The 25,260-nt window shown below is 65.7% G+C and carries 22 protein-coding genes; 12 read left to right on the forward strand and 10 right to left on the reverse strand.

Annotated features, from left to right (window positions below):
- Positions 1-134: hypothetical protein (locus tag Q8M13_RS06380; RefSeq protein ID WP_305299212.1), on the reverse strand; the 134-nt coding region annotated here is incomplete at its 3' end.
- Positions 135-277: 143 nt separating this feature from the next.
- Between Q8M13_RS06380 and Q8M13_RS06385 the strand changes: the two genes are divergently transcribed.
- The 5 genes from Q8M13_RS06385 (at position 278) to Q8M13_RS06405 (ending at position 7,466) form a co-directional block, all read left to right on the forward strand.
- The gene (locus Q8M13_RS06385) at positions 278-1,705 is read left to right on the forward strand and encodes a short-chain fatty acyl-CoA regulator family protein (protein ID WP_305298945.1); all 1,428 of its coding nucleotides are present in this window, start codon (positions 278-280) and stop codon (positions 1,703-1,705) included.
- A gap of 232 nt (positions 1,706-1,937) precedes the next feature.
- Positions 1,938-3,749, forward strand: a complete 1,812-nt coding sequence (locus Q8M13_RS06390) for an SLC13 family permease (RefSeq protein WP_305298946.1) — start codon at positions 1,938-1,940, stop codon at positions 3,747-3,749.
- 156 nt (positions 3,750-3,905) lie between these two features.
- Positions 3,906-5,444 carry an AbgT family transporter gene (locus Q8M13_RS06395; protein WP_305298947.1) on the forward strand — a complete coding sequence of 513 codons (1,539 nt, stop codon included), beginning with the start codon at positions 3,906-3,908 and terminating at the stop codon, positions 5,442-5,444.
- Positions 5,445-5,510: 66 nt separating this feature from the next.
- Positions 5,511-7,004: a leucyl aminopeptidase gene (locus tag Q8M13_RS06400; protein WP_305298948.1), complete on the forward strand. Its 1,494-nt coding sequence runs from the start codon at positions 5,511-5,513 to the stop codon at positions 7,002-7,004.
- A gap of 165 nt (positions 7,005-7,169) precedes the next feature.
- The gene (locus tag Q8M13_RS06405; protein WP_305298949.1) at positions 7,170-7,466 is read left to right on the forward strand and encodes a hypothetical protein; all 297 of its coding nucleotides are present in this window, start codon (positions 7,170-7,172) and stop codon (positions 7,464-7,466) included.
- Between the two features lie 15 nt (positions 7,467-7,481).
- Here Q8M13_RS06405 and Q8M13_RS06410 read toward each other — a convergent pair whose 3' ends face one another.
- Positions 7,482-10,073, reverse strand: coding sequence for an autotransporter domain-containing protein (locus Q8M13_RS06410; protein WP_305299213.1), 2,592 nt, complete (start codon positions 10,071-10,073; stop codon positions 7,482-7,484).
- 280 nt (positions 10,074-10,353) lie between these two features.
- On the reverse strand, positions 10,354-10,902 hold the full coding sequence (locus tag Q8M13_RS06415) for a 2'-5' RNA ligase family protein (protein WP_305298950.1): 549 nt from the start codon (positions 10,900-10,902) through the stop codon (positions 10,354-10,356).
- A gap of 162 nt (positions 10,903-11,064) precedes the next feature.
- Between Q8M13_RS06415 and Q8M13_RS06420 the strand changes: the two genes are divergently transcribed.
- The 5 genes from Q8M13_RS06420 (at position 11,065) to Q8M13_RS06440 (ending at position 15,793) form a co-directional block, all read left to right on the forward strand.
- Positions 11,065-11,730, forward strand: a complete 666-nt coding sequence (locus tag Q8M13_RS06420; protein ID WP_305298951.1) for a hemolysin III family protein — start codon at positions 11,065-11,067, stop codon at positions 11,728-11,730.
- Between the two features lie 140 nt (positions 11,731-11,870).
- Positions 11,871-12,740, forward strand: a complete 870-nt coding sequence (locus Q8M13_RS06425) for a pirin family protein (RefSeq protein WP_305298952.1) — start codon at positions 11,871-11,873, stop codon at positions 12,738-12,740.
- Positions 12,741-12,942: 202 nt separating this feature from the next.
- A complete protein-coding gene (locus tag Q8M13_RS06430; RefSeq protein ID WP_305298953.1) occupies positions 12,943-13,341 on the forward strand; it encodes a hypothetical protein in 399 nt (132 codons plus the stop codon).
- Between the two features lie 137 nt (positions 13,342-13,478).
- Positions 13,479-14,636: a cystathionine gamma-synthase gene (gene metB, locus Q8M13_RS06435; RefSeq protein WP_305298954.1), complete on the forward strand. Its 1,158-nt coding sequence runs from the start codon at positions 13,479-13,481 to the stop codon at positions 14,634-14,636.
- On the forward strand, positions 14,633-15,793 hold the full coding sequence (locus Q8M13_RS06440) for an aminotransferase class V-fold PLP-dependent enzyme (protein ID WP_305298955.1): 1,161 nt from the start codon (positions 14,633-14,635) through the stop codon (positions 15,791-15,793). The genes metB and Q8M13_RS06440 overlap by 4 nt, the downstream gene beginning before the upstream one ends.
- A 9-nt stretch (positions 15,794-15,802) precedes the next feature.
- Here the strand turns inward: Q8M13_RS06440 and guaA are convergent, their stop codons facing one another.
- The 5 genes from guaA to Q8M13_RS06465 form a co-directional block, all read right to left on the reverse strand.
- On the reverse strand, positions 15,803-17,374 hold the full coding sequence (guaA, locus tag Q8M13_RS06445; protein ID WP_305298956.1) for a glutamine-hydrolyzing GMP synthase: 1,572 nt from the start codon (positions 17,372-17,374) through the stop codon (positions 15,803-15,805).
- On the reverse strand, positions 17,371-18,660 hold the full coding sequence (locus tag Q8M13_RS06450; protein WP_305298957.1) for an RsmB/NOP family class I SAM-dependent RNA methyltransferase: 1,290 nt from the start codon (positions 18,658-18,660) through the stop codon (positions 17,371-17,373). Before Q8M13_RS06450 ends, guaA begins: the two co-directional genes overlap by 4 nt.
- Positions 18,661-18,675: 15 nt before the next feature.
- Positions 18,676-19,071: an MAPEG family protein gene (locus tag Q8M13_RS06455; RefSeq protein WP_305298958.1), complete on the reverse strand. Its 396-nt coding sequence runs from the start codon at positions 19,069-19,071 to the stop codon at positions 18,676-18,678.
- The gene (gene guaB, locus Q8M13_RS06460) at positions 19,071-20,531 is read right to left on the reverse strand and encodes an IMP dehydrogenase (RefSeq protein WP_305298959.1); all 1,461 of its coding nucleotides are present in this window, start codon (positions 20,529-20,531) and stop codon (positions 19,071-19,073) included. The genes Q8M13_RS06455 and guaB overlap by 1 nt, the downstream gene beginning before the upstream one ends.
- A gap of 71 nt (positions 20,532-20,602) precedes the next feature.
- The gene (locus tag Q8M13_RS06465) at positions 20,603-21,799 is read right to left on the reverse strand and encodes an MFS transporter (RefSeq protein ID WP_305298960.1); all 1,197 of its coding nucleotides are present in this window, start codon (positions 21,797-21,799) and stop codon (positions 20,603-20,605) included.
- A gap of 54 nt (positions 21,800-21,853) precedes the next feature.
- On the opposite strand from Q8M13_RS06465, the gene Q8M13_RS06470 reads away from it, so the two are divergent.
- Complete coding sequence (locus tag Q8M13_RS06470; protein ID WP_305298961.1) at positions 21,854-22,774, forward strand: LysR family transcriptional regulator; 921 nt, start codon at positions 21,854-21,856, stop codon at positions 22,772-22,774.
- Here Q8M13_RS06470 and Q8M13_RS06475 read toward each other — a convergent pair.
- Both Q8M13_RS06475 and Q8M13_RS06480 read right to left on the reverse strand, forming a co-directional pair.
- The gene (locus Q8M13_RS06475) at positions 22,741-23,445 is read right to left on the reverse strand and encodes an RlmE family RNA methyltransferase (protein WP_305298962.1); all 705 of its coding nucleotides are present in this window, start codon (positions 23,443-23,445) and stop codon (positions 22,741-22,743) included. The genes Q8M13_RS06470 and Q8M13_RS06475 overlap by 34 nt on opposite strands.
- Complete coding sequence (locus Q8M13_RS06480; protein WP_305298963.1) at positions 23,442-24,566, reverse strand: Ppx/GppA phosphatase family protein; 1,125 nt, start codon at positions 24,564-24,566, stop codon at positions 23,442-23,444. The genes Q8M13_RS06475 and Q8M13_RS06480 overlap by 4 nt, the downstream gene beginning before the upstream one ends.
- Before the next feature lie 243 nt (positions 24,567-24,809).
- Here Q8M13_RS06480 and hspQ point away from each other — a divergent pair, with 243 nt between their 5' ends.
- Positions 24,810-25,196 carry a heat shock protein HspQ gene (gene hspQ / locus Q8M13_RS06485; RefSeq protein WP_305298964.1) on the forward strand — a complete coding sequence of 129 codons (387 nt, stop codon included), beginning with the start codon at positions 24,810-24,812 and terminating at the stop codon, positions 25,194-25,196.
- Positions 25,197-25,260 lie beyond the last annotated feature (64 nt).

The raw sequence follows: 25,260 nt of genomic DNA on the forward strand, positions 1-25,260 counted from the left end.
TCGTCCAGCAGCAGGTCCAGCCGCTCGCGCGCCGTCAGCTTGCCCTTGCCGTGCTGGCTGGCGATCCGCCGCTCGCCCCCGCCCAGCCGGGCCTCGCCCCGACGCTTCTCCAGCTCTTCAAGGATGTGCTTCATCGGGCCCTTTGGTAAAACTGTGGGGACTAAACGTCAGCCAACTTCGGCGTGGATCGTGCAGAAATCAGAGATTTGCGCTGCGATTCAACCAAGATCGTGCATAAGCTTCGCGCCTTCACTCGCCTATTTTGTAAAGTTGCGAAATGCGCCAGAAAGTCTTCGTCGGTCCCCGTGTCCGCGCCCTGCGTGAAGCACGTGGCTGGAAGCTGGAGGCCTGCGCGACCCGGCTCGGCATCTCGGTCAGCTACCTGTCACAGATCGAGGCCAATCAACGGCCCGTCAGTTCCCGCGTCCTCATCGCCCTGGTCGAGACCTTCGACGTCGCCGCCGAAGCGCTGGACGCCGACAACGACCAGCGCCTGCTGGCCGATCTGCGCGAAGCGGTCGCCGAGGCCTCGGCCGGCGCCCCGCCCATTCCCCTCTCTGAACTGCGCCAAGTGGCCCAGCAGTCGCCGAGCTTCGCTCACCGCTACCTTCAACTGCACCACGCCTATCGCCGGATGGACGAGCGCTTGAAGCTGACGGAAGAGGCAGTCGCCCTGGACGAGGCGGTCGCCGCCAGCGCCCTACTGCCCTACGAGGAGGTCAGGGACTATTTCCACTACTGCGACAACTACGTGCACGCCCTCGACATGGGGGCCGAAGCGCTGTCGCCGCGATGCATCGGCCAGAATGGCGAGAGCCTCGAGCGGGCCCTGGAAAACTACCTCCAGCAATCGCTCGGCATCGTCGTCGAGCGACGGTTCGCCGGTGATCTACTCCGCCGACTAGATCCCGCCACACGCGTCCTGACCCTAAATTCGGCGCAGCCCATCGAAAGCCGCTGCTTCCAGATGGCCTATCAAATCGTCGCCGAAGACCTGGGCGCGATCATCGAAGCTGAACTGGCGGCCGCCGGACTACGCAGCCCCGCAGCGGAGGCTATCGGCCGGATCAGCCTGACCAACTACGCCGCGGGCGCTCTGCTATTGCCCTACGAGGCGTTCCGGGCGCAGGCCATGGCCACCCGCCACGACGTCGACCGGCTGGCCCTGCAGTTCCAGACAAGCTTCGAACAGACATGCCACCGGCTCAGCACACTGCAGCGGCCAGGATCGCGCGGGGTGCCGTTCTATTTCCTGCGGGTAGACCGCGCCGGCAACATCACCAAACGCCATAGCGCCACCCGGTTTCAGTTCGCCCGGTTCGGCGGCACCTGCCCTCTGTGGAACATTCATGAGGCCCTGGACGGCGCGGGCCAGACTCTCATCCAGCTCGCCGAGATGCCGGACGGCGAACGTTACCTCTGCTTGGCCTGGGGGATCGAAAAGCGCTCGGGCTCGCACTTGGAGCCTGGGCGGCGCTACGCGCTAGGCCTCGGCTGCGACGTGCAGCATGCCAGCGCCCTGGTCTATGCCGACGGCCTCGACATGAAAGCTCGGGCCACCCCCATCGGCGTAAGCTGCCGGATCTGCGAACGGGAGAACTGCCGGCAACGCGCCTTCCCGCCCATCGATCGCGCGCTTGCGGTGCCCGGCGCCGAACGGTCCATCGTTCCGTTCACCCTAAGGCCCCTCAAGACCCCAGCCTAAAATGTTGACTTCCCGACGAGGGCGCGGCCAGCATGCGTAAGTAGAGCTAGCGGACAGCTCACCCATGGCGGGCTGCTCCAACACCATCGCCGTTACGAGGGTTGCGTATGGGGGCTTGTCGAACAGCGGCGGACACCGACGCCCGCAGAGGTCGTGACCCCATCAGGGCCGACCCCGACGTACTCCAACGTCCCTCACCGACCTCCCCCGTCACCTGCAAGGATGTCGTTCGTTGAGCGACATCGCCATCATGGCGGCCATCATCGCGGTCGCGGTCGTCCTGTTCGTGTGGAACAAGCTTCCGGTCGTCGTTGTGGCCATGAGCACGGCCCTGGCGCTCTATGCGACCGGCGTCCTGTCGCTGGACGACGCGCTGAGCGGCCTGGGCGACCCCGCCGTCATCTTCATCGCGACGCTGTTCATCGTCAGCGCCGGGCTCGAAGCCACCGGCCTGACGACCTGGGCCGGCCAGATGCTGATCGCGAAGGCAGGCGAGAACAGCCGCGCGCGGCTACTGGTCCTGACCGCCTTGCTCGTGGCGTTCCTGGCGGCCCTGATCAGCGTGAACGGCGCCGTCGCGGCCCTACTCCCGGTCGTCGTAGTCATGGCGATGCGCCTGAAACGCGCGCCCTCGCAACTGCTGATGCCGCTGGTCTTCTCGGCCCACGCCGGGTCGCTGCTGGCCCTGACCGGGTCACCAGTCAACGTGTTGATCTCCAATGCGGCAAGCGATGCCGGTTTGGGACGCTTCGCATTCTTCGAGTTTGCGCTTGTCGGCGCGCCGCTGCTGTTGGGGTCGATCGCGATCATCGTCTTCTTCGGCGAGCGGCTGCTGCCCAACAGTATCAGCCGCAAGATCCCGGCCGATCTCAGCACCCACGCACAGACCCTGGTCGAGCAATACGGCCTTAGCAGCGACGCCTTCCAGATGCGGGTCCGCGCCAGTTCTCCCTTCGTGGGCGCTCCGATCACCTCCATCGATCTGCGGAGCTTCCCGGACCTGCAGCTCATCGCAGTCAAGCAGGACGACGGGAGCCCGCCGCGCCGAAAGAGCATCGCCGAAGGCGACTTCTTCATCCTGCGCGGCAGCCCAGATGCGGCGGTGGCCTTCGCGGCTCAGAACCATCTGGCCTTCCGCGAGCAGAACGCCGCCGCCGAGTTGCAGGACACGCTGTTCAACCGGAATTCCGGCCTGGCCGAGGTCATCATCCCGCCGCGGTCGGGCATGATCGGCACATCGGTGTTTCCAGGCATGATCACCGAGAGCGGCGACCTGATCGTGCTGGCCGTCCAGCGACGCGGCACGGACCTCATCCCCAACGAAACCATCCTCGAAGCTGGCGACACCCTGCTCCTCCAGGGCACCTGGAAGGCGCTGGACCTCAACCTCAACGATCCCGACGTCCTGATGGTCAATTCGCCTGAAGTGGTGCGCCGTCAGGCTGTGCCGCTTGGAGCAGGCGCCAAGCAGACAGTGGTGATCCTCCTGGCCATGGTGGTCATGCTGGCCACGGGGATCGTCCCGCCCGTTGTCGCCGGCATGCTGGCCGCCGGCGCCATGATCCTGACCGGCGTCCTGACGGTGGAGCAGTCGTTCCGCTCCATCAACTGGACGACCGTCATCCTGGTTGGCGCGATGATGCCGCTCTCGACCGCCATGTATGAGACCGGCGCGGCGGCTCTGCTCGCCGACGGGCTCGTCAACATCGTGGGCGACTCCGGCCCGGTCTTCCTGCTGGCAGGGCTATTCATCCTCACCGCCGTGCTCGGCCAGTTGATCAGCAACACCGCCACCGCCCTGATCGTCATCCCGATCGCGCTGGCCGCCGCCCAAGGCATGGGCGTCTCGCCCCGGCCGGTGTTGATGAGCGTCGGCGTCGCCGCAGCCGCGGCCTTCCTGACCCCCATCGCCACGCCAACCAACCTCATGGTCATGGCGCCCGGCGGATACAAGTTCAGCGACTACTGGAAGCTCGGCCTGCCGCTGATGATCTGGTTCTTCATTATCGCTACTTTCTACGTCCCCTTGATTTGGCGGTTCTGATGCGAGCCGCCCCAGAAGCCTCCCCAAAACTCCGCCACCAACCTAACGGCACGGTTGCATTTTAGATAATTGCGCGCCCAATTGCAGATACGTCACCGGTTCTCGCCGCCTAGCTCAGGCTGACGACGGAGCAGATCTCTTGAAGGACTGACGCCCGTGAGCCAACCCGCAGCAGCGCCGAGGTCAACGACCCAGCGCTTTCTTGATGCGATCGAGAAGGTAGGGAACAAGGTCCCCCACCCTGCGGTCATCTTCCTGATCCTGATCGCAATCGTGGTCGCCCTATCCCACGTCTTCTACATGTTGGGCGTGAGCGTGACCTATCAGGTCGTCAATCCCGAAACCCATCAGGTCGAGAACGCTGCAGCGACGGCCAAGAGCCTGCTCACCGCCGACGGCATCCGGTTCATGTTCACCGGCGTCGTCCAGAATTTCATGAATTTCAATGCGGTCGGCGTGATCATCGTCGCCATGGTCGGGGTCGGGGTCGCCGAATCCGCCGGCCTGATCAAGGCCCTGATCCGCAAACTGGTGATCGTCGCCCCGCGCAAGGCGCTCACCTACATCCTGGTCTTCGTCGGCATCCTCTCCAGCATCGCCGCCGACGCCGGCTATCTGGTGCTGATCCCACTCGCCGCCGCCGCCTTCATGAGCGTTGGCCGCCATCCGCTCGCCGGCCTCGCGGCCGCCTTCGCCGCGGTAGCCGGAGCGTTTGGCGTGAACATCCTGATCGTTCCGCTCGACGGCATCCTCACCGAGATCACCAACGACGCCATCCACCTGATGAACCCGGCCATTTCGATCGGGCTGGCCGCCAACATCTGGTTCTCGATCGCCTCCGTCGTATTGCTGACCGTGGTAGTCGCCATCGTCACCGAGAAGGTGGTCGAGCCCCGGCTCGGCCCCTGGGGCGAGGTCGACGAGGAAGTCGAGAACGCCAAGCTGGCGCCCGAAGAGGTCCGCGGTCTGAAGTTCGCGACCTTCGCCTTGATCGCGGTGGCGATCTTCCTGGCCATATTGACCGTCCCGTCAGGCGCCCCGCTGCGCGATCCGGTCACCGACGCTCTGGTCGGCAATTCGCCCTTCATGAACAGCCTGATCGTCGTCATCGCGCTGGTCTTCATGGCCATGGGGATCGGCTATGGCTACGGCGCCAAAACGATGACCAGTATGAACGACGTCATCAACGCCATGACCCAGGCGATCGCCAGCTTGGCCAGCCTGATCTTCCTGCTGCTGATCATCAGCCAGTTCCTGGCCTATTTCGAATATACCAACATGGCGACCCTGGCCGCGGTGTCTCTGGCCGACATCCTGACCCAGGCCGATGTGGACGCCCTTTGGCTGCTCATCGGTTTCGTGGTCGTCGTGATGATCCTCGACCTGATCATCACCGGGGCAATCCCGAAGTGGGCGATCTTCGCGCCAATCTTCGTCCCACTATTGATGAAGCTCAACATGTCACCCGAAGCCGTGCTGGCCGCCTACCGGGTAGGCGACTCGCCGATGAACGCGGTGACCCCGCTCAACGCCTATTTCGCCATGATCGTGGTGTTTGCGCAGCGCTATCAGAAAGAAGCTGGCGTCGGCACCATCATCGCGCTGATGCTGCCCTATGTGCTGGCGATCGGGGTGAGTTGGACTCTCCTTCTTGCAGCCTGGCAGATCCTCGGACTGCCATGGGGCGTGAACTGACACCTCTTCCCGCTTGGCCCCGTCCAGGCGATCGCATCCACGACACCGTCTTCTCGGAGAGTGCTGATGAACATCACCTTGGTGAGCGGATCGCCCGAAACGATCCGGACCGGCACGTTAGTCATCGGCGTCTTTGCCGACGGCGCGCTTCCACCCGCCGCCAAGCTGCTGGATGCAGCCCTGGGCGGCCGCCTCGCCGCGCTTGTAAAGCTTGGCGAGGTCGGGGCCGAGGCCGGGGCCACACTGGTGTTGCATGGACCGGCCGGCGTCGCCGCTGAGCGGCTGCTGATCGTCAGTCTGGGGAAAAGCCAGCCGCTGTCCGAAAAGGCCTTCCGCGACGCCCTGGCCGGCGCTGGCAAGGCGCTGGCGAGCAGCGTCGCCCCCGAGGCTTGCATGGTCCTGTCCGATTTGGCGCCTGCAGGCAGATCGGCCGAATGGCGGCTACGCCACGCCAGCCGGATCATCGCCGACTGCGCCTATCGCTTCGACGCACCCGGACGCCGGCGCGACGCCCCAAAGCCGACGGGCGCAGGCAAGATCGGACTCCTCATCGATGCGCCGTCGAGCGAGCCGCTTGAAGCCGCCATCCGCGAAGGCGCGGCGATCGCCGAGGGCATGGCTTTGGCCAAGGACCTTGGCAATCTGCCAGGCAACATCTGCAATCCGGCCTATCTGGCCGAAACCGGCCAGGCGTTGGGCAAGGAGTTCGGTTTCGAGGTGGATATCCTCGAGCGCGCCGATCTCGAAAAACTCGGCATGGGGTCGCTCCTGGCGGTCGGCCGGGCGTCCTATTCGCCCTGCAAACTGATCGTGATGCACTATCGCGGCGGTCCTGCGGGCGCCCAGCCGGTCGTCCTGGTCGGCAAGGGGATCACCTTCGACACCGGTGGGATTTCCCTGAAGCCCGCGGCCCTGCTCGATGAAATGAAATATGACATGAGCGGCGCCGGGAGCGTCTTCGGAACGCTCAAGACCATCGCCCGCCTCGGCCTGCCGATGAATGTGACAGGCATCGTCCCGGCGGTGGAGAACATGCCAGGCGGCAACGCCGCCCGCCCCGGCGACGTGGTCACCTCGATGTCGGGCCAGACCATCGAGATCCTGAACACCGACGCCGAGGGCCGGCTGATCCTCTGCGACGCCCTGACCTATGCCGAGCGCTTCAATCCCGCCTGCGTCGTGGATATCGCGACGCTGACCGGCGCCTGCGTCGTCGCCCTGGGCAGTCACGCCAGCGGACTTTTCGCCAACGACGAGTCGTTGGCGGCCGAACTCCTGAAGGGCGGCGTCGATTCAGGAGACCGCGCCTGGCAGCTTCCGCTGTGGGACGACTACCAGGTGCAGCTGAAAAGCAATTTCGCCGACATGAGCAATCTTGGCGGACCGGCCGCCGGCTCGGTGACCGCCGCCTGCTTCCTTGCCCGGTTCACCGGGGCCTACAAATGGGCGCACCTGGACATCGCGGGTACGGCGTCGACCTCTGGCGAGGCAAAGGGTTCCACGGGCCGGCCGGTGCCATTGTTGTCGGAGTTCCTGCTATCCCGGTCACGGGCCACCTAGAGGAAAATAGGCTCGATGAGACTTTTCGCTCGCAGGCGATGCGTCGCAAACGCGAGAAAGAGATCGTCGGCATCTGGCTCTTTGCGACGTTCCGCCCTATCGCCGCCACCTTACGCCCTATGGTCCCTTTCGGTCCGCGACGTGGGCGGTGTTTAAGTGAATGGCATGAACGACTTCATCGATCTGACCGGGGCCTCCGGCGCGACCTACCGTTTCCGCCGCCGAGCCGTGGCCGGCGATCACCTGCCGATCGCAGGCAATTTCGCCTTGGTGACCCTTGTCGATGGCAAGGTAACCGTTACCACGCTTGGTAAATCCAACGATCTCTCGCGTCTGGTCGCACCGACCGAGCCGCCCGAAGCACAGGTCTACACGCGCCTGAATGTCGCGCGCGCGATCCGGACTTCCGAGCACGACGACCTGGCCGCCGCCTACCCGGAGGCTCAAGTCATCGAGCACTAGGCCGCCCGCAGCCGCCTACCAGGTGATTCGCAAACCGGCCGTGGCGGCATGCGCCGCGCCGGTTGTGCGAAGTTCGGCGTCGTAGTTTGCGAATATATCGACCGACTTGCCCGCCGCCGCGGCGACGCTCAGGCCGAGCAGAGCGCTGTCGCGAGCCGCGCGAGGCCCGCGCGACGTGAACCCGGTTGTCGGCGCGCCGATGAAGGCGGCCTCAAGCTCCCCATGATCATCTAGGAACTCGTGCAGCCATTGGGCGCGCGCGCCGATCTGGCCCGAGATCTTGGCAAGCGTAAGCGGGGCTGAGAGCCGCAAGCCCAAACCGCCGTCCAGGCTGTCGGCGTTGTTAGAGCCGGCCACCAGCCCGAGACTGCCCACGCCCTGCTCGCTAAAGCCGTCCTGGCGAAGCCCGGCATACCGAATTGAGGCCAGCGGACGGGCGGTCGCACCGCCCAAGTCAATTGCATAGGACGCCTCACTGAAAGCGCTGATGCGTCGCCCGTCATAGTCGGCGCGAGCTCTGCCGCTGCCGCCGCCGAGAACCAGGGTCCGCTCGACCTCGTTCGAAAGCGCCGCATAGCTGAGCCAGCTATCCACCGCGATCGGACCGCTGGCGTAGGCGCTGTAAAGCGCGCCCTCGTAGGTGGTGATGTCCCCCTTGCCGTCAAAGGCGTCGAAATCGACATCGGTCGAGCCATAGCCGAGGCTCACACCCACGCGCAGCGAAGGCGAAACCTGCCAGTCGCGCCCGGCAACCAACCCGCCCATGCTGTAGTCAGCGCCGGAGGCCTCGGAGTCGCCGCCTTGGCGTCCCCACTGGCCGTAGCCGCGCAGCCACACGCCGTCGTCTGAGGCAGGCGACGTCCTGAGGTTGGTCAAACGCGCCGACATGGTCTGGGCGAACGGCAGGCCGCCGGTCAGGGCGATGGAGGCGAGCGAAGCGTGAGCTTCCCCCGAAAGGCTGGCGAGGGATGCCCTGGCTTGCTCCGTGGACGATCCCTGCAGCGCCATGGCGCTGAGCAGGAAGCCGAGGTCCCCTGCGCCAACGCCGCGCTCGAACGCGCCGCCGACGGCACAAGCGTTGCTGCTTGTACAAACCCAACGGTCATCGAACGCCAAGCGGTTGAGGGTCAGATAGACCGCGCCCGCGTCATAGCTAAGCGAGGGTTTGAGATAGGCGTAGTCCTCGGCGTACACCCCATCGAACCGACCGATGACCCCCTCGCCCGCCCGAACAAGGACCTCGGTAAAGGAGCGGAGATAGAGCCCAGGCATGATGACGGCCTCGACCGCCCCGCCCTCGAGATATGCCTCTCCACTGACCGCGAGCCGGTTGCTGAGGCCAAACGGAGTGATCTGGCCGACGACGACACCGGTCTCGGCGTTCACGAAGTCGCCATCAATGCTGAGCGTCCCGGTGAGAAGCGCGTCGCCGGGCGCGACGAAGCCTTCGCTATGCACGGGCCCGCGCACCACGCCCCGACCGGCAAGAGCTCCGTCGTAAGCGATGAAGGTCGGTGAGGGGCTGCTACCCATGACCGCCAGCAGCCCCTCATTGACGCGCGTCGCGCCCGAATAGGTGCTCTGCCCGTAAAGCACGAGCGTGCCGGCGCCGGACTTGGTCAGCCCGCCAGCGCCGGAGATGTTGTTGTACCACTCGCTCGTCCCGCGCGGCTGTACGACATGGAAGTCGCCCCAATCGAAACGACCTGGGCCGTCCACCGCCCGGGCGACGTTCAGCAGGCCGTAGCCGTAGACCTCATCCACACCGGGCGCGCCGAGATCGGTGGCCGTTCCCAGCAGGGTCTGACGCACCTGATCGGTGGTGAAATAGGGAAACATCTGTGTGACCAGCGCCGCGGCGCCGGCGACGTGGGGCGCCGCAAATGAGGTTCCATTGCCCTGCAGATAGCCGCCAAAGGCGTCGGCCATCCAAAGACCGAAGCCGTCGGTCTGGAAGTCACCACCCGGCGCGGCGAGGCACCAAGCCTTGGCCAAGCCGCAGGCGTTAGCATAGGAAGCGATCTCGCCCGTGAAGCCCACGGCGGTGACCGCAAGCCATCCGCGCTCCAGTTCGGGGAACAGGTAAGGCAGGCCGGCCTGGGTGGTCGGCTGCGCCCCCCCATCATTGTGGGTGATGAAAATCACCAGGCCCTCACGCTCTACCGCCCGCCGAGACGACGCGACCAGATCGGGGTCGAAGGCCTCTAGTTCGGCCGCGCTCCAACTGGTGATCGCCTCGTCGTAGCCCCAGCTGTTGTTGAGAATTCGCACGCCACGATCCATCAACCCGCCCCAGGCTTGCTGAAGCAACGTGGCGTCAGAGGCCATGTCTCCGTTTTCATCAAAGACCCGCGCGCTAACGACGCGCGCGCCCGGGGCGACGCCATGGATGCCGACGCCATCACGCTTTCCGACGATGATCGAGGCCACCGCCGTTCCATGGCCGTTGCCGTCGATCACCACCGGGGATCGCGTCACATAGTCGTAGCCACCCGCGACCTGTCCCTGGAGCTCGGGATGGTCCGTAGCCACCCCAGAGTCGATCACGCCGACCAGGACGCCGGTCCCATCGACGCCGCTCGCATAGGCGTAGTCGGCGCCAATCATGTTCACGCCCCACGAGTCTCGAAACTCTGCGGTGCGATAAGTCCTTCGGTCCGTGGGATCGCCAGCGGTCTGGGCCAGGGCGCCTGTCGTCAGGCAAGACGACAGCATCAACGTCGCAAGGACGCTCTTGGACCTAAGATTCACGTAACCCCCCGGAAACGGCCCGACGCTCACGGCGCCGGACTTGACGGGTTTGGGCATGCGCTACGGGACGCGGGAGATCAACCCGCTGTACGTGTATTTTTCTCGATTATAGTGTGCGGCGAGTAAACTCCGCGCCCTAGTTCAGCGGCCATCGCCCAAAGCAGGCATATCCGTCGCGCCGCCGGTCTCTGCCGACCAGCACGAACTCTCTGGCCGGCCAACGGACCGGATCCGCCAACACAGTCGGCGGAATGCGTGGCGCGCGATAGGCGAGTGTCAGATGCGGCGTATATCGCCCCTTCGCCCGCAGAGGCCACTTCATCTTCGCCTCGCGCAGAAGAGCGTGCTGCAAGTATGTCATGGCCTCCGTTGTCTCGGCCGCACAACAGAGCACCAGACTGTTCCCAAAGCTGCAGGCCGTGGGCAGCACGATCTCGAAGGGAGCCGCCGCGACCGCCGAACCCACCTCCCTCATGGCGTCCAAGTCGCCGGACCTCACGTCAAGGCGCAGCCCCAGCAACGAGATGTGGAACCGGGCCGGGGGATATAGAGACGCATCGCTAGTCTGCTTCCCGACCGCGGAAAGACGGGCGCTCGCCGCGGCGCCTGGGGTGACCGCGAAGAACACCACCTGCCCACCGCCCGAAGATGGCTCCGGGATGTCGAGGGAAAGCTGTTCACTCATGCTCAATCTCATTGCTCGAATTAGAACAAAAATAGAACATCTGTTCACATAGGCAACGACGGACTGTCATATCGCCCCACCATCATCGCCGGAGATCGACAACCCGGGGCGCCTGGCGTCTAACTGCGCCTGCCTGCCCCTTTCACGAGAGCGAGCAAAGCCGTGACCCAATCCGCCGCTATCGCGCCACGCCACTACCCGACCGCCGCGGCCAAGTGCGCCGATCTCGTGGTCCATGTCGTCGGCCTGACCCTGGCCCTGGTTGGGGGTGTCGTGCTGCTCACCCTGGCGGTGAGAGACCAGTCGCTCAGCAAGGCGGTCGCCGTTGGCATCTACGCCGTTGGCCTGCTGGCGATGCTGGGCTTCTCCACCGCCTACAATTTCGCCAAGCCGGAGTATCGGCCGGTCCTGAGACGCCTGGACCATGCCGGCATCTTCCTGATGATCGCCGGTTCCTACACCCCGTTCACCACCCAGACGCTAAGCGGCGCCTGGGCCTGGGGCATGACGATAGCGGTGTGGTCGATCGCTCTGTTCGGCGCGCTCGGTAAGGTCTTCTTACCAATTGTCGATCGGCGCTTGTGGGTCGCCGCCTATCTCGCGCTCGGCTGGATCATCGTCCTGGCGCTGAAGCCGCTGATCGACGGCGCCAGCCCCCTCACCCTGACCCTACTGGTGGTCGGCGGCCTGCTCTACTCCACCGGCGTCGCCTTCTATGTGAACAAGCGACTGCGCTTCGCCCGGGCGATCTGGCACGGCCACGTCGTCGCTGGAGCCGGCGCACACTGGGCGGCCGTCCTGCTCGGGGTCGTCCTGGCGACGCACTAGACGGCGGTCCAGCCGGCGTCATCGTTCCACGGATAGGACGCAGCGTGCGATCCGGCGGCCTACAGCCCCCACCGTCCCAGGCTTATTAATACTGCAACAGTTGATCGGGCCCCGCTCGATCCAAGATCGTGAGTTGCAGAATGAAAAAGGTCCTCGGAATCTACAGCAATCCCAATTCTCATTGGGTCGGCGACGGCTTCCCCGTCCGCTCGTTGTTCTCCTACAATTCGCTCGGCTCCCACGTCAGCCCGTTCCTGCTGCTGGACTATGCGGGACCTCATCAGTTCGATCCCGCCACCCGTCCTCGCGGCGTCGGTCAGCATCCTCACCGTGGGTTCGAGACGGTGACAATCGTCTATGACGGCGAGGTCGCCCACCGCGACTCCACCGGTCAGGGCGGCGTGATCGGGCCAGGCGATGTCCAATGGATGACCGCGGCCGGCGGGATCCTCCATGAGGAATTCCACTCGCCGGGCTTCACCCGCACGGGTGGTCCGTTCCGGATGATCCAGCTTTGGGTGAACCTGCCTGCCAAGGACAAGATGAACGCCCCTGGGTATCAGTCGATCGTCAATGCGGACATCCCATCGGTCGATCTGCCCGATGGGACGGGACGCGTCAGGGTGATCGCGGGCGACTTCCGCGGTCACAAGGGACCGGCGCGCACGTTTACGCCGATCAATGTCTGGGACACGCGCCTCAACCGCGACGCCTCGGTGACGCTCGATCTGCCGGAAGGTCACACGACCATGCTGGTGGTGTTGTCTGGCCGGATCGTCATCAACGGCCAGCAAGACGCTCAGGAAGCCGAAATGGTCATGCTCGACCGCCAAGGCGCCTCGGCGATCATCGACGCCAGCAGCGACGCCGTCGTCCTGGTGCTCACCGGTGAGCCGATCGATGAGCCGGTGGTCGGCCATGGTCCGTTCGTCATGAACACCGAGGCTGAAATCCACCGTGCGATCGAGGATTTCAACACCGGCCGCTTCGGCGCGATCGCACACGCCTAACCAACGGCCCCGGCCCCAGATCTGGGGCCGGGGCCGTCACCCTTTGGGCGGCCCAGTTCGCCTACGACCACACGGAGTACTTCCCGAAGGCGAGAGCGGCTCAAGCGTCACTCTCGCCTGTCCGTCCGGCGCCGAACCGGTTAGGCCTTAGATCGGTTCGTTCATTTCGCGTTGCAGCGCCAACCGGAGCTTCGTTGCCCACATGGCTCAATCTGTCGATCGCTTCCTTCGCCACCGCCCACGGATTTCGACCCATGCGCCGCTGGGCCGGGTGTTCAGCGTGACTCAGCAAAGCTGGGACCTGACCGACGACCCGAAGAAGATTCCCCCGATGATCGAAGTGATCGCCACCGGCCGCAGCGCGGCGGAAGCGGCCGACCTGGCGAGAGCGGCCGCGGTCACCTTCAACCGCCACGGTTTCCACAAGCCCTCGGGCGCTTGGTGGGCGTCGGAAGACGGCCGCTTTCATCGCTTCGTGATCGGCAACCGAGGCCAGGCGTCAGCTACATTAGTCGCCGGAATCGGCTTGGCGGGCGTCCTTGCAGGCGCGGCCGGACTGGCTTTCGCCCAGCAACGGACCAAGGGCCGCAAGCGCTCCTGAAGACAATCACGCGGCGTCCTGGCCAAAACGATACGCTCGCATGACGCAGATTACTCGGGCCGCTAAGTAGGGCCAGGCGATGGGTCGCGACTCCCAGTTTGGCGTACGGCGTTCCCCCAGCAGCGAGGAATGAAGACATGCCGAGGGCCCGGGATCCACGAACCATCGCAGCCGCAAATGGTGTCGGCTCAGACACCGCTTTTGGCGCGGTGACGCCGCCGCTTCATCTATCGACGACTTATCTGTTTGACGGTTTCGAGGGCGAGGGCCGCTACGCCTACAGTCGCACCGCCAATCCGACCCGCGACCAATTGGCCGATACGCTCGCCAAGCTCGAAGGCGGCGCCGGCGCGGTGGTGACGTCCAGCGGGATGGCGGCGGTGGATCTGGTATTGTCCCAGGTAGAGCCCGGCCGGCTCGTCGTTGCGCCCCATGATTGCTACGGCGGCACCTATCGATTGTTGGCCGCCCGAGCCGACCGCCGCCAATTCGAAATCGCCTTCATCGACCAGTCCGACCCGGCCGCCATGGGAGAAGCGCTCGGCCGCGGCCCCGCGCTCTTGCTGATCGAGACGCCCAGCAACCCTTTGATGCGCGTGGTAGATGTTCGGGTCCTTTCGAGCCAGGCCAAGGCGGCAGGCGCGAAGGTCGCTGTCGACAACACCTTCCTCTCTCCGGCCCTACAGCAGCCGCTAAGCCTTGGCGCCGACTACGTGATCCATTCGACGACCAAGTACCTCAACGGCCACTCCGACGTGGTGGGCGGCGCGGTGATCGCCGCAGCCCCCGCCGACGTCGAGGCCCTGGCCGCCTGGGCCAACATGACCGGCGTCACCGGCTCTCCGTTCGACGCTTACATGACCCTGCGCGGCGTACGCACCCTCTTCCCGCGCATCGAGCGCCAGCAGCAGAACGCCGCCGCCGTCGCGGCCTTCCTCCAGGCTCACCGCGCGGTCAGCGCGGTCCACTATCCCGGCCTCGCCAGCCATCCGGGGCACGAGATCGCCAGGTCCCAACAGTCCGGCTTCGGCGCGATGCTGAGTTTCGACTTGGCCGGCGGGACAGAAGCCGTGCGCAAGGTCGTTGAGGCAGTCCAGGTGTTCAGCCTGGCCGAGTCGCTTGGCGGCGTCGAAAGCCTCATTGCCCATCCCGCCACCATGACTCACGCCGCGATGAGCCCTGAAGCCCGTGCGATCGCCGGCATTGGCGACGGCTTGCTGCGACTGTCTGTGGGGCTGGAGAGCGAAGCCGACCTGCTCGCTGATTTGGACCAAGCGCTCGGAACACTATCATGAGCTTCAAACCCCTCTTCTCCCACGCCCTGGCCGCGGCGCCGGAGCGATTGCACTTCGCGGCGCACAGCCACCACCTGTGGCCCGACGCCACCCGGACGGCGCAACTCGCCGCCTGGGATGACGCCGCGCGCCTTGCGGACCTGAAATGGGACAGGGTGATTGGAGAGGTGCTCCCCCAAGCTCAGCGTCATGTGGCCGGCGAGCTTGGCCTGCCCTCGCCCGAAACCATCGTCTTCGCCTCGAACACCCATGACCACCTGATCAAGCTCGTCTCGGCCATGGGCAAGTCCCACGTCCGGGTCTTGTCCACCGACTCCGAGTTCCACTCGTTCCGCCGCCAGACCGAGCGCTGGGCCGAGAGCGGGCGCATTTCGCTGGAACTGGTCCCGCAACATCCGCTTGAGACCCTGACCGAACGCTTCCTGGCGCGGGCGGCCGAGGGCGAGCACGACCTGATTTTCATCAGCCAGGTCTTCTTCAACACGGGACGGATCTTCGAAGGCGTCGAGGCTCTGGCGGCCCTGAGCGCGCCGGCCGGCCCGTGGGTCGTCGTCGACGGCTATCACGCGTTCTGTGCGATCGACGTGGACTTGGCGACGGTGGCCGACCGCATCTTCTATCTGGGCGGCGGGTACAAATACGCCATGGCCGGTGAAGGCGCCGCGTTCCTCCATGCCCCGCCTGGGTTTGGGCCTCGGCCGGAAATCACCGGATGGTACGCCGAGATCGCGCAACTGGAGGAAGCCTCCAGCGGGGTGCGGTATTCGCCAACCGCTCAACGTTTTGCAGGCGCCACCTTCGACCCTAGCGGTCTCTATCGCCTGAACGCCGCGTTCGCCGCCCTGCGCGGAGCCGGCCAAACCACGTCCAGCATCTCCGCCCACGTCTGGGGCTTGCAAGAGCAGCTGCTTCAAGGCGTGTCGCGCGGCGACGCCGGCGCTCTGTCAGACGCTCAGTTGCTGAACCCCTTGGGCGCGGGCCAGCATGCCCGCTTCCTGGCCCTACGCGACCCGCGCGCGGCCTCGTGGAAGGCCGCGCTCGCCGAGCACGATGTGCTCGTCGATGTCCGCGACGACGTCCTGCGGATAGGCCTGGCGATCTATCACGACCCCGAGGACGTGGAGCGCTTCATCAGAACGTGTGGAGCGGCGCTTTAGCCGCTCCCATCACTCCCACTCGATGGTGCCGGGGGGCTTGGACGTGACGTCGTAGACGACGCGGTTCACGCCGCGAACCTCGTTGATGATCCGCGTGGCGCAGCGGCCCAGGACCTCCCACGGGAACTCAAAGAAGTCGGCGGTCATGCCGTCGGTGGAAGTGACGGCGCGCAGGGCCAGCACGTCCTCGTAGGTGCGCGCATCGCCCATCACCCCGACCGTCTTCACCGGCAGCAATACGGCGAAGGCTTGCCAGATCGAGTCGTAGAGGCCCGCCTTGCGGATCTCGTCCAGATAGATGGCGTCAGCCTGTTGCAGTACGGCGACCTTCTCGCGGGTGATTTCGCCGGGAATGCGGATGGCCAGGCCCGGGCCCGGGAACGGATGGCGGCCTACGAATGCCGGCGGCAGGCCGAGCTCGACGCCGAGCACACGCACCTCGTCCTTGAACAGTTCGCGCAGCGGCTCGACCAGCTTCAGCTTCATGTAATCCGGCAGGCCGCCGACATTGTGGTGGCTCTTGATCACCGCCGAAGGACCGCCGCGCGCCGAGACGCTCTCGATCACGTCTGGATAGAGCGTGCCCTGCGCCAGGAAGTTGGCGCCGTCGATCTTGGCCGCTTCCTTGTCGAAAACGTCGATGAACAGGCGCCCGATGGTCTTGCGCTTGGTTTCCGGGTCCGAGACGCCGGCCAGTTCGCCCAGGAACAGGTCGGCGGCGTCCACGTGGACCAGCGGAATGTTGTAGTGGTCGCGGAACATGGTGACGACCTGGGTCGCCTCGTCCTTACGCAGCAGGCCGGTGTCGACGAACACGCAGGTCAGTTGGTCGCCGATCGCCTCGTGGATCAGCACGGCGGCGACGGAGGAGTCGACGCCGCCGGACAGGCCGCAGATCACCTTGCCGTCGCCGACCTGGTCGCGGATTTTCTGGACCATCTCGCCTCGGAAGGCGGCCATGGTCCAGTCGCCCTTCAGACCGGCGATCTTGTGGGTGAAGTTGCGCAGCATCAGCGCCCCGCGCGGGGTGTGAGCGACTTCCGGGTGGAACTGGATGCCGTAGAAGCGACGGCCTTCATCGGCGATCACGGCGAAGGGCGAGCCCTCCGACGAGGCCACGACGTGGAAGCCCTGCGGGATGGCGGTGATCTTGTCGCCGTGGCTCATCCACACGGTTTCCTTGGCGCCGACCGCGCCCAGGCCATCGAGCAACGGGCTTTCGCGTTCGATCAGGATCTCGGCCCGGCCAAACTCGCGAGTGTGACCGCCCTCGACCGCGCCGCCCAGTTCCGCGCACATGGTCATCTCGCCGTAGCAGATACCCAGCACCGGCACGCCCAGCTCGAAGACCTTTTTGGTGACGGCCGGGCTCTCGTCCTCATGGACGCTGGCGGGGCCGCCGGACAGGATCACGGCCTTGGGTCCGAAGGCTTCCAGCATCGCCTCGACCTTGTCGAAGGGATGGACCTCGCAATAGACGCCGCTTTCGCGCAGGCGGCGGGCGATCAGCTGGGTGACCTGGCTGCCGAAGTCGACGATCAAGACGCGTTCGTGGGCCTGTTGGGGGGCTTGTTCAGTCATTGCGGGGTCCATTTGGCGCGCTCAAGCACGGCGACGAAGAAGCCGTCGGTGGCCGAGCTGCGGGGCGAAAGGCGAAGATATCCCTCGGCGGTCAGATGACGGACGAGGTGCGGGTTGTTGGTGGCCGGTATCACGCGGAAGTCCATCCAACGCTCCAGGAAGGCGGCGACGCGGTCCTCGTCCTCCTCCGGCAACACCGAGCAGGTGACATAGACGATGCGGCCGCCGGGCTTCACGAACTGCGTTCCCAGGTCGAGCACCGCGTCCTGGTCGGTCATGCGCTGCGCCAGCAGGGCCGGCTTCAGCCGCCACTTGGTGTCCGGGTGACGACGCCAGGCGCCTGTGCCCGAACAGGGGGCGTCGATGAAGACGACGTCGATCTTCTCTTCGAGGTCCTTCAGCGCGTTGGGGTAGATCGGCGAGCGGACCTGGAGATTGCGCACGCCGGCCCGTTCGGATCGGCGGACAGTGTCGGCCAGACGGCGCGCCTCGCTGTCATAGGCGTAGATCTGGCCCTTGTTGGCCATCGCCGCAGCAAGCGCGAGCGTCTTGCCCCCGCCCCCCGCGCAAAGATCGAGCACCTGCGAACCCTTGATCTCGCCCGCCGCCTCCGCGGCGATCTGGGAGGCGAGATCCTGCACCTCGAACCAGCCTTTGGAGAAGGCCGGGACTGTTTCCAGCGACGCACCGCGCTGGCTCGGGTCGGGCGCGGCCATCCGCAGGGCGTTGGGCAAGACGCCCGTCGGCTCGGCGTTGAGCGGGCCGAGCGCCTTGAGCGCCTGCTCGACGTCGGTCTTCAAGGTGTTGACCCGAAGATCGACCGGCGCGCGTTCGGACAGCATTGCGCCTTCCAGCGCCGCGTCGTCGCCAAAAGCCCGCGCCAGCGAGGGCTCAAGCCAGTCGGGATAGTCGCCGCGAACGGCGGCCGGCGCGTCGGCGAGATCGCGGGGCTGGACCAGCGCGGTGCGTTCGGCCTCGGTCAAGGCGCCCGGACCGTGGGGTTCGTCACCGGCGGCCTCGGCCACCCGTTCCACCGGCCAGTTCCAGAACACGTGCAGGGCGCAGAGCGTGGCCGCCCGCGGGCTGTCGTCGCTCATTCGCCAGCCGAGCGAACGGCGACGGCGCAGGACGTCGAGCACCAAGCCCGAAACCCAGGCGCGGTCCTTGGATCCAGCAAACCGGGATGCATCACCCCACGCCTTGAGCGCCAGCTTCACAGGCCGGTGGCGCGTCTCGACGTCGGTGAGGATCTCGATGGCTGCGGAGAGGCGTCCGCCGTCACGCAAGGGCTCTACTCACATTCATAGGAAAATGGCGGCGATGACCGCCAGGGCGCCCCCAAAGCCCACGAACCAGATCAGGCTGCGCAGGTAGGGAACGTTAAGCATATAGGCGATCGGATGGAGCACCCGCGAAACGACATAGAGCACCGAGCCCCACAGCGTCAGCGGCCCGAGCTTGGCGGCGAGGTACGCCGTCACCACGGCCGCCGCAAACAGCGGGAAGGTCTCCATGAAGTTCGCGAAGGACCGATTTAGCCTGGCGGCGACGCCCGTCACAGGGCGCGCCTCGTCCCGCGAGCCGGCGGCCCATTCCAGACCTTGCTGGCGCCGCGAGGCGGCCGCCGCCCAGAGCAACTGGACCATGCCGATGATGACGGCGGCGCCCAGCAGCTTCAGTTCGACGGCCATGGCCATCAGACCGGGCTCGTATAGTTCGGCGCCTCACGGGTCATCATCACATCATGGACGTGGCTCTCGCGGAGCCCCGCCCCGGTGATCCGGATGAAGCGCGCCTTGTTCCGGAAGGTCTCCAGATCGCCAGCGCCCACATAGCCCATGGCCGCCCGCAGGCCGCCGACCATCTGGTGAAGGATCGGGGTGATCGGACCCTTGTAGGCGACTTGGCCCTCGATGCCCTCAGGCACCAGCTTCAGGGCCGAGACCTCCTTCTGGAAGTAGCGGTCGGCCGAGCCATTGGCCATCGCGCCCAGCGAACCCATGCCGCGATAGGCCTTGTACGAACGCCCCTGGTACAGGAACACCTCGCCCGGAGCCTCGTCGGTGCCAGCGAAGGCCGAACCCATCATCGCTACCTGGGCGCCCATGGCGAGCGCCTTGGCCAGATCGCCGGAATACTTGATCCCGCCGTCGGCGATGACCGGCACGTCGGTGCCGGCCGCGGCCCGGACTGCGTCGGCGATAGCGGTCAGCTGCGGAACGCCCACGCCGGCCACGATCCGGGTGGTGCAGATCGAGCCAGGACCGATGCCGACCTTCACCGCGTCGGCGCCGGCGTCGATCAGAGCGCGTGCTCCGTCATAGGTGGCGACGTTGCCGGCTACGATCTGAACGCGGTTGGTTTCGCGCTTCAGGCGGTCGACCGCCTTGGAGACGTCGGCGTTGTGGCCGTGGGCGGTGTCGATCACCACCACGTCCACACCGGCGTCTACGAGAGCCATGGAGCGCTCATAGCCGTTGTCGCCGACAGTCGAGGCCGCCCCGACCAGCAGGCGCCCCTGGGCGTCCTTGGCGGCGCTCGGATAGGCCTGGGCCTTCTCCATGTCCTTGACGGTGATCAGGCCGACCGCGTGATAGTCGTCGTCGACGACGATGATACGTTCGATCTTGTGCTTGCGCAGCAGATCGCGGGCCTCGGCCTGGGTGCAACCTTCGCGGACAACGATCAGGTTGTCCTTGGTCATCAGCTCTTTGGCAGGGATGTCGTCGCGACCTTCGAACCGCATGTCGCGGTTGGTCAGGATGCCGACGAGCTTGTTCGAACCGCGCTCGACCACCGGAAAGCCGGAGATCTTGCGACGCGCCTTGATCTCCCGGACCTCACGAAGGGTCGTGTCAGGATGGATGGTCAGCGGATTGATGACCATGCCGCTCTCGTACCGCTTCACTTCGCGGACTTGATCGGCCTGCTCTTCGACCGTCAGATTACGGTGCAGCACGCCCAGGCCGCCAGCCTGCGCCATAGCGATGGCGAGACGGCTCTCGGTGACCGTGTCCATGGCGGAGGACACGAGAGGGATATTGAGACTAATTTCGCGGGTGAACTTGGTGGTCGTGTCCACCTGGGTTGGCATCACATCCGATGCGCCCGGTTCCAGCAAAACGTCGTCGAAGGTAAGACCTTCGCGAATGTCCATGAAAGGCTCCATTTTGCGAGCCGCGTATAAGCCCTCTGGGGCGCCTCGGGCAAGGGCGGGTTCCAGTGTAATCATGCCGCAGCTTCCTCTTTTTGGGGTTGGAGCCGTCTTTCGAGGCCGAAAGTCATGGAAAACATCACCAGGCAGAGCCCGGCGGACAGGGCGAGCGCCATGCGCGGCGACTCGGCCAGGGCGAATCCGTAGAGCGCCGGGCCGCCGATTTGGATGAGTTGGGCGGGCCGCGAGAGCAGCGCCGAGCGGTAGGCGTAGTTCGCCGGGCCGTAGAGGTGGAGCGGCAGTACGCCCTTGGCGACTGTGGTCATGCCGCTGCCCGCGCCATGGCCGAGGGCCATCAGCGACGCGCCCTTTGCCCCCAGCGCCAGGAGGCACGCCGCCCCCAGCGGGTGCATCAGTGTCGCGACCCGCGTAGCGATCAGCGGCGAAAAGCGCCGCATCACTGTGAACTCGGCGAAGCGCACACTGACCGAAGCCACCCCGACCAAGGCCGCCACTGTCGCAGCTTTGGTCGGCGTCAGGCCAAAGGCGGCCAACAGGCGCGGCAGGTGACTGCTCATAGCCGTGGAGATGAACCAGGCGCAGGCGAACAATACCGCCAGTTGGATCATGCGCCGATCCCACACCACCGGCTCATGAGCGCCGCCCTTGGCGTGATGCTCGCGCCCGACAACGCGCGGCACGATCCAGGCAGAAAGCGGCAGGCAGATCCCGACATGAAGCGCCGCCCAGGCCAAGCAGGCGCCGCGCCAACCGAAATGCTGTTCGAGGTAGGCGCTCAACGGCCAGCCCAGGGTCGATCCGAGGCCGCCCAGTAGGGCAACGCCGGTGATTGGTCGCCGCGCGCCTTCGGCGTAGAGCGACACCAGGATCGCGAACGGCGTGCCGTACATGCCGATCGCCATGCCCAGCCCCAGGACAAGGATGGCGAAGGCTAGCGTCAGGCCGTCTGTCGCCAAGCCCAGCAGGATCAGGCCGGCGGCGAATATCACGTTGGACGCCAGCAGCACTTCCTTGCCGCCCCGCGCCTCGATCCATCGCGCCGTTCGCGTCGCCACCAGCGGCGTGACCGCTAGGGCGACCGACATCAAGCTGAAGATGACGGTGGGGCTGAACCTCAGGTCCGCTGCGATGGCGTCGCCCAGGACGCCCAGAAGATAGAAGCTGGAGGCGAAAGCTACGGTCTGGCCGAACCCAAGCACCAGCGTGATCGCTGTCTGTGATGTGCGTGGATGGGTGGCCGCTCCCGACATTCCGAGCTTGTGCGCCGATTGTCGAATTGAGGAAATCGACATATTGGTTCTGAGATGTTCGAAAATCTCACATCATTACCTCTGCCCTCGCTGAACGCCCTGCGCGCCTTCGAGGCCATGGCCCGCACCGGCCGCGCCACTCTGGCGGCCCAGGAGCTGAACGTGACGCACAGCGCTGTCAGCCGTCAGGTGAAAGCGTTGGAGGAAGCCCTGGGCGTGCGCTTGTTCGCCGGGCCCAAGCACAGGCTGGAGCTGACCCAAGCCGGACGCGAGCTGTTGCCGGCGCTGACCGGCGCCTTCGACCAGATCGCCACCGCCGTTCGGCAGATACGTGGCGCCGGCGAGGATCTGCATGTCGCCGTCAACGCCAGCGTCTCGGTGAAGTGGCTGATCCCGCGCCTGAGCGGCTTTGCGGACGCCCATCCAAGTGTTCGGCTGCATCTGGCGGAACTGCCGTCGCACGCCACCTCCTACCGCGGGGCGCATGCGGTCGTGAGGATGGTGCCGACCAGCCGCTTGGCGGATCCTGACGCGACGAGCTTTATCCAGAGCCATCTGGGCTTGGTGATGTCGCCGGCCCTGGCGGAGCGCTTCGCCGACAATCCGCTAAGAGCGCCCAGGCTGTCGGCCCAAACCCATCAGCAAGGCTGGGCGATCTGGGGCGCGCTGGCCGGCATGGAACTGCCTCCAGCGCCCGAGCAACCCTTCGCCCACCTGCACTTCGCGATCGACGCGGCGATCGCAGGGCTTGGCGTCGCCGTCATGCCCTGGCCGTTGGTGGCCGACTATGTGCGCAGCGGGCGACTGGTCGCTCCGTTCGGCTTCCGCAAGGCTGAAAGCGCCTTTGCATTGCTAGCGGCGCCCGGCGTATCGAGCCGGGCCTTGGATCAATTTCGCAAGTGGCTGGTGTCGGAGGGCGCGAAAACGCCCCCTGCTCCCGCCTATCGACCTTTGAAGCCAGTCGCCACGAGATAGACTTCTGAGCTGTCGGCGCGGCTGGCTTTCGGCTTGATGTGGCGCACGTCGTCGAACTGGCGGTTCAGCTCGCCGATGATCTCGTGGGTCTCACCTCCCTGGAACGCCTTGGACAGGAAGGCGCCGCCCGGCCGCAGAACGCTGACGGCGAAGTCGGCGGCGGTTTCGATCAAAGTCATGATCCGCAGGTGGTCGGTGCGACGATGGCCGACGGTGTTGGGCGCCATGTCCGACAACACCAGGTCCGGCGGGCCGCCGAGCAGTTCGATCAGCCTCGGGCCGCATTCCGGATCGGTGAAGTCCATCTCCAGGATGTGAGCCGGCGGCAACGGATCAACCGGCAGCAGATCGACGCCGACGATATTTGTCACGCCACGCTCGATCGCGACCTGGGTCCACCCACCGGGCGCGAGACCAAGATCGATGACCCGCACGCCGGGCTTCAGCAGCTTCAGCTTGTCGTCGAGTTCACTCAGCTTGTAGGCCGCGCGGCTGCGATAGCCGTGAGCGCGCGCCTTGGCGGCGAAGGGGTCGTTGATCTGACGCGACAGCCAGGCCTGGGACGACGGCGTCCGGTCCTTCGCGGTCTTGAGGCGCGCGGGCTTCACCCGGCCCTCTTCGGTTCCGCCCGAGGGCGGCTTGACCATGCGTTTGCGGGGCGGCTCTGTCATTCAGGGGCGTTTACAGGGGAAGCGCCGCCCGATCTACGGCCGCGACGCCGACGCCTCCGCTTACGCTTGGTTCCCACGCCCGACATCAGCGACATCAGTATGCCTTCGCGGAGGCCGCGATCGGCGACCCGCACCCGCGAACAGGGCCAGAGTTCCTGCACCGCCTGGAGGATCGCCGCGCCCGCCAGCACCAGGTCGGCGCGTTCTGAGCCAATGCAAGGCTCGTCGGCGCGCTCCTGAGGGCTGAGGCGTAGCAGCGTCTGGGCGGCCACGTCGCACTCGTCCCGGGTCATCCAGATGCCGTCGACCTGGCTGCGGTCATAACGCCGCAGGCCAAGATGCATGCCCGCCAGGCTGGTGATGGCGCCCGATGTCCCCACCATGTGCGCGCGGTCAGCGTCGAATATCGGGCGCAGCGGATCGGCATGACGGAACTCGCGGATCTCGTCCTTCACCGTCTCGACCATGGCACGGAACCAGGTTTCGGTGGCGGCAGGGCCTTCCGGAAAACGTTCGGCGAGCGTGACGACGCCGATCGGGATGGAGAGCCACGCCTTGATCGGCAAGCGACCTGCGGCGAACTTCGCCAGTTCGGTTTCCAGGCCGCCTGACGTCAGGTCCACCCAGGACAACTCCGTCGATCCGCCGCCGACATCGACCACCAGCGCGGCCTCCGCCTTGCGATCGAGCAGATTCAGGCAGCCGGCGACCGATAGCTGGGCTTCCTCGCGCGGGGTGATGATCTGGAGCTGCAGGCCCGTTTCAGCCGCGACGCGCGCCACGAACTCGGGGCCGTTCTCGGCTCCGCGGCACGCCTGGGTGGCGATCGCCTTCAGCTTCACCACCTTGCGGCGGCGGATTTTTTCGGCGCTGACTTTCAGGGCCGCGAGCGCGCGCTCCATGGCCGCATCGGACAACCGGCCCGTCTGCGATAGCCCCTCGCCCAGCCGCACGATGCGCGAATAAGCCTCCACAACCCGAAAGCCGCGCCCCGACGGGGTTGCGATCAACAGGCGGCAATTGTTCGTACCAAGATCGAGCGCGCCGTAACAAGGCGACTCGGCCGCTCCTGAGGAATTGCTCTTTTTGGCTCCTGGAGCCGTCTCGAGATCAAGCGTCATCGTCACCGGCTTGGTGGCCGGAACGCTTGTAAATCAAGGATCTGGAGCGCGTTCGGCAAGAACGCGCTCAACAGCGCCGCAGTCATTGACCGCCATCCGTCCCTATGAAGCGCCGACACGACGCCTCGTTTCAGGAGAGACTGTAGCAAGCTGGCTCGCCTCTCGGAAGGCACGCCCTTGCACATGCGAAGATGAGCGGTACGTTCACCTCCCAGTTAGGCGCCAAGGTCTAGAATCGTTTCTATGGACGCTCGCATCGAAAAACGTGGAAGCGACACGGTCACGCCGCCGGCGGTTCTCGCCGAGCCGCGCTTGGCGAAGTACGCCATCGGCCAGGTCGTGAGACACCGTCACTACCCCTTCCGGGGCGTGATCTTTGACGTCGACCCCACCTTCTCCAACACCGAGCAATGGTGGCTTTCGATCCCCGAAGAAATTCGGCCGCGCAAGGACCAGCCGTTCTACCACCTGCTGGCCGAGAACGAGGAGAACGCGTACGTCGCCTATGTCTCCGAACAGAACCTCGTGCCCGACGACAGCGGCGAGCCGGTCGGCCATCCGCAGGCCTCGCTGATCTTCGAGTCGTTCCATGAGGGTCAGTACACGCTACGCCCGCGCATCAGCCACTAGGGCGATCCGCACGGGCGTTTCAATCGGGGCGCCAGCAGCGCAAACTTTTACCGGACGGACCTGA

Source organism: Phenylobacterium sp. (assembly GCF_030681155.1).
In the GTDB taxonomy this organism is placed as follows: Bacteria; Pseudomonadota; Alphaproteobacteria; order Caulobacterales; family Caulobacteraceae; genus Phenylobacterium.

Coding starts and splice junctions, on each gene's coding strand:
- metB (WP_305298954.1), top strand. CDS start 13,479: ATGCCGAGGGCCCGGGATCCACGAACCATCGCAGCCGCAAATGGTGTC.
- Q8M13_RS06440 (WP_305298955.1), top strand. CDS start 14,633: ATGAGCTTCAAACCCCTCTTCTCCCACGCCCTGGCCGCGGCGCCGGAG.
- guaA (WP_305298956.1), bottom strand. CDS start 17,374: ATGACTGAACAAGCCCCCCAACAGGCCCACGAACGCGTCTTGATCGTC.
- Q8M13_RS06470 (WP_305298961.1), top strand. CDS start 21,854: ATGTTCGAAAATCTCACATCATTACCTCTGCCCTCGCTGAACGCCCTG.
- hspQ (WP_305298964.1), top strand. CDS start 24,810: ATGGACGCTCGCATCGAAAAACGTGGAAGCGACACGGTCACGCCGCCG.
- Q8M13_RS06425 (WP_305298952.1), top strand. CDS start 11,871: ATGAAAAAGGTCCTCGGAATCTACAGCAATCCCAATTCTCATTGGGTC.
- Q8M13_RS06455 (WP_305298958.1), bottom strand. CDS start 19,071: ATGGCCATGGCCGTCGAACTGAAGCTGCTGGGCGCCGCCGTCATCATC.
- Q8M13_RS06400 (WP_305298948.1), top strand. CDS start 5,511: ATGAACATCACCTTGGTGAGCGGATCGCCCGAAACGATCCGGACCGGC.
- Q8M13_RS06415 (WP_305298950.1), bottom strand. CDS start 10,902: ATGAGTGAACAGCTTTCCCTCGACATCCCGGAGCCATCTTCGGGCGGT.
- Q8M13_RS06405 (WP_305298949.1), top strand. CDS start 7,170: ATGAACGACTTCATCGATCTGACCGGGGCCTCCGGCGCGACCTACCGT.
- Q8M13_RS06465 (WP_305298960.1), bottom strand. CDS start 21,799: ATGTCGGGAGCGGCCACCCATCCACGCACATCACAGACAGCGATCACG.
- Q8M13_RS06430 (WP_305298953.1), top strand. CDS start 12,943: ATGGCTCAATCTGTCGATCGCTTCCTTCGCCACCGCCCACGGATTTCG.
- Q8M13_RS06475 (WP_305298962.1), bottom strand. CDS start 23,445: ATGACAGAGCCGCCCCGCAAACGCATGGTCAAGCCGCCCTCGGGCGGA.
- Q8M13_RS06480 (WP_305298963.1), bottom strand. CDS start 24,566: ATGACGCTTGATCTCGAGACGGCTCCAGGAGCCAAAAAGAGCAATTCC.
- Q8M13_RS06385 (WP_305298945.1), top strand. CDS start 278: ATGCGCCAGAAAGTCTTCGTCGGTCCCCGTGTCCGCGCCCTGCGTGAA.
- guaB (WP_305298959.1), bottom strand. CDS start 20,531: ATGGACATTCGCGAAGGTCTTACCTTCGACGACGTTTTGCTGGAACCG.
- Q8M13_RS06410 (WP_305299213.1), bottom strand. CDS start 10,073: ATGATTGGCGCCGACTACGCCTATGCGAGCGGCGTCGATGGGACCGGC.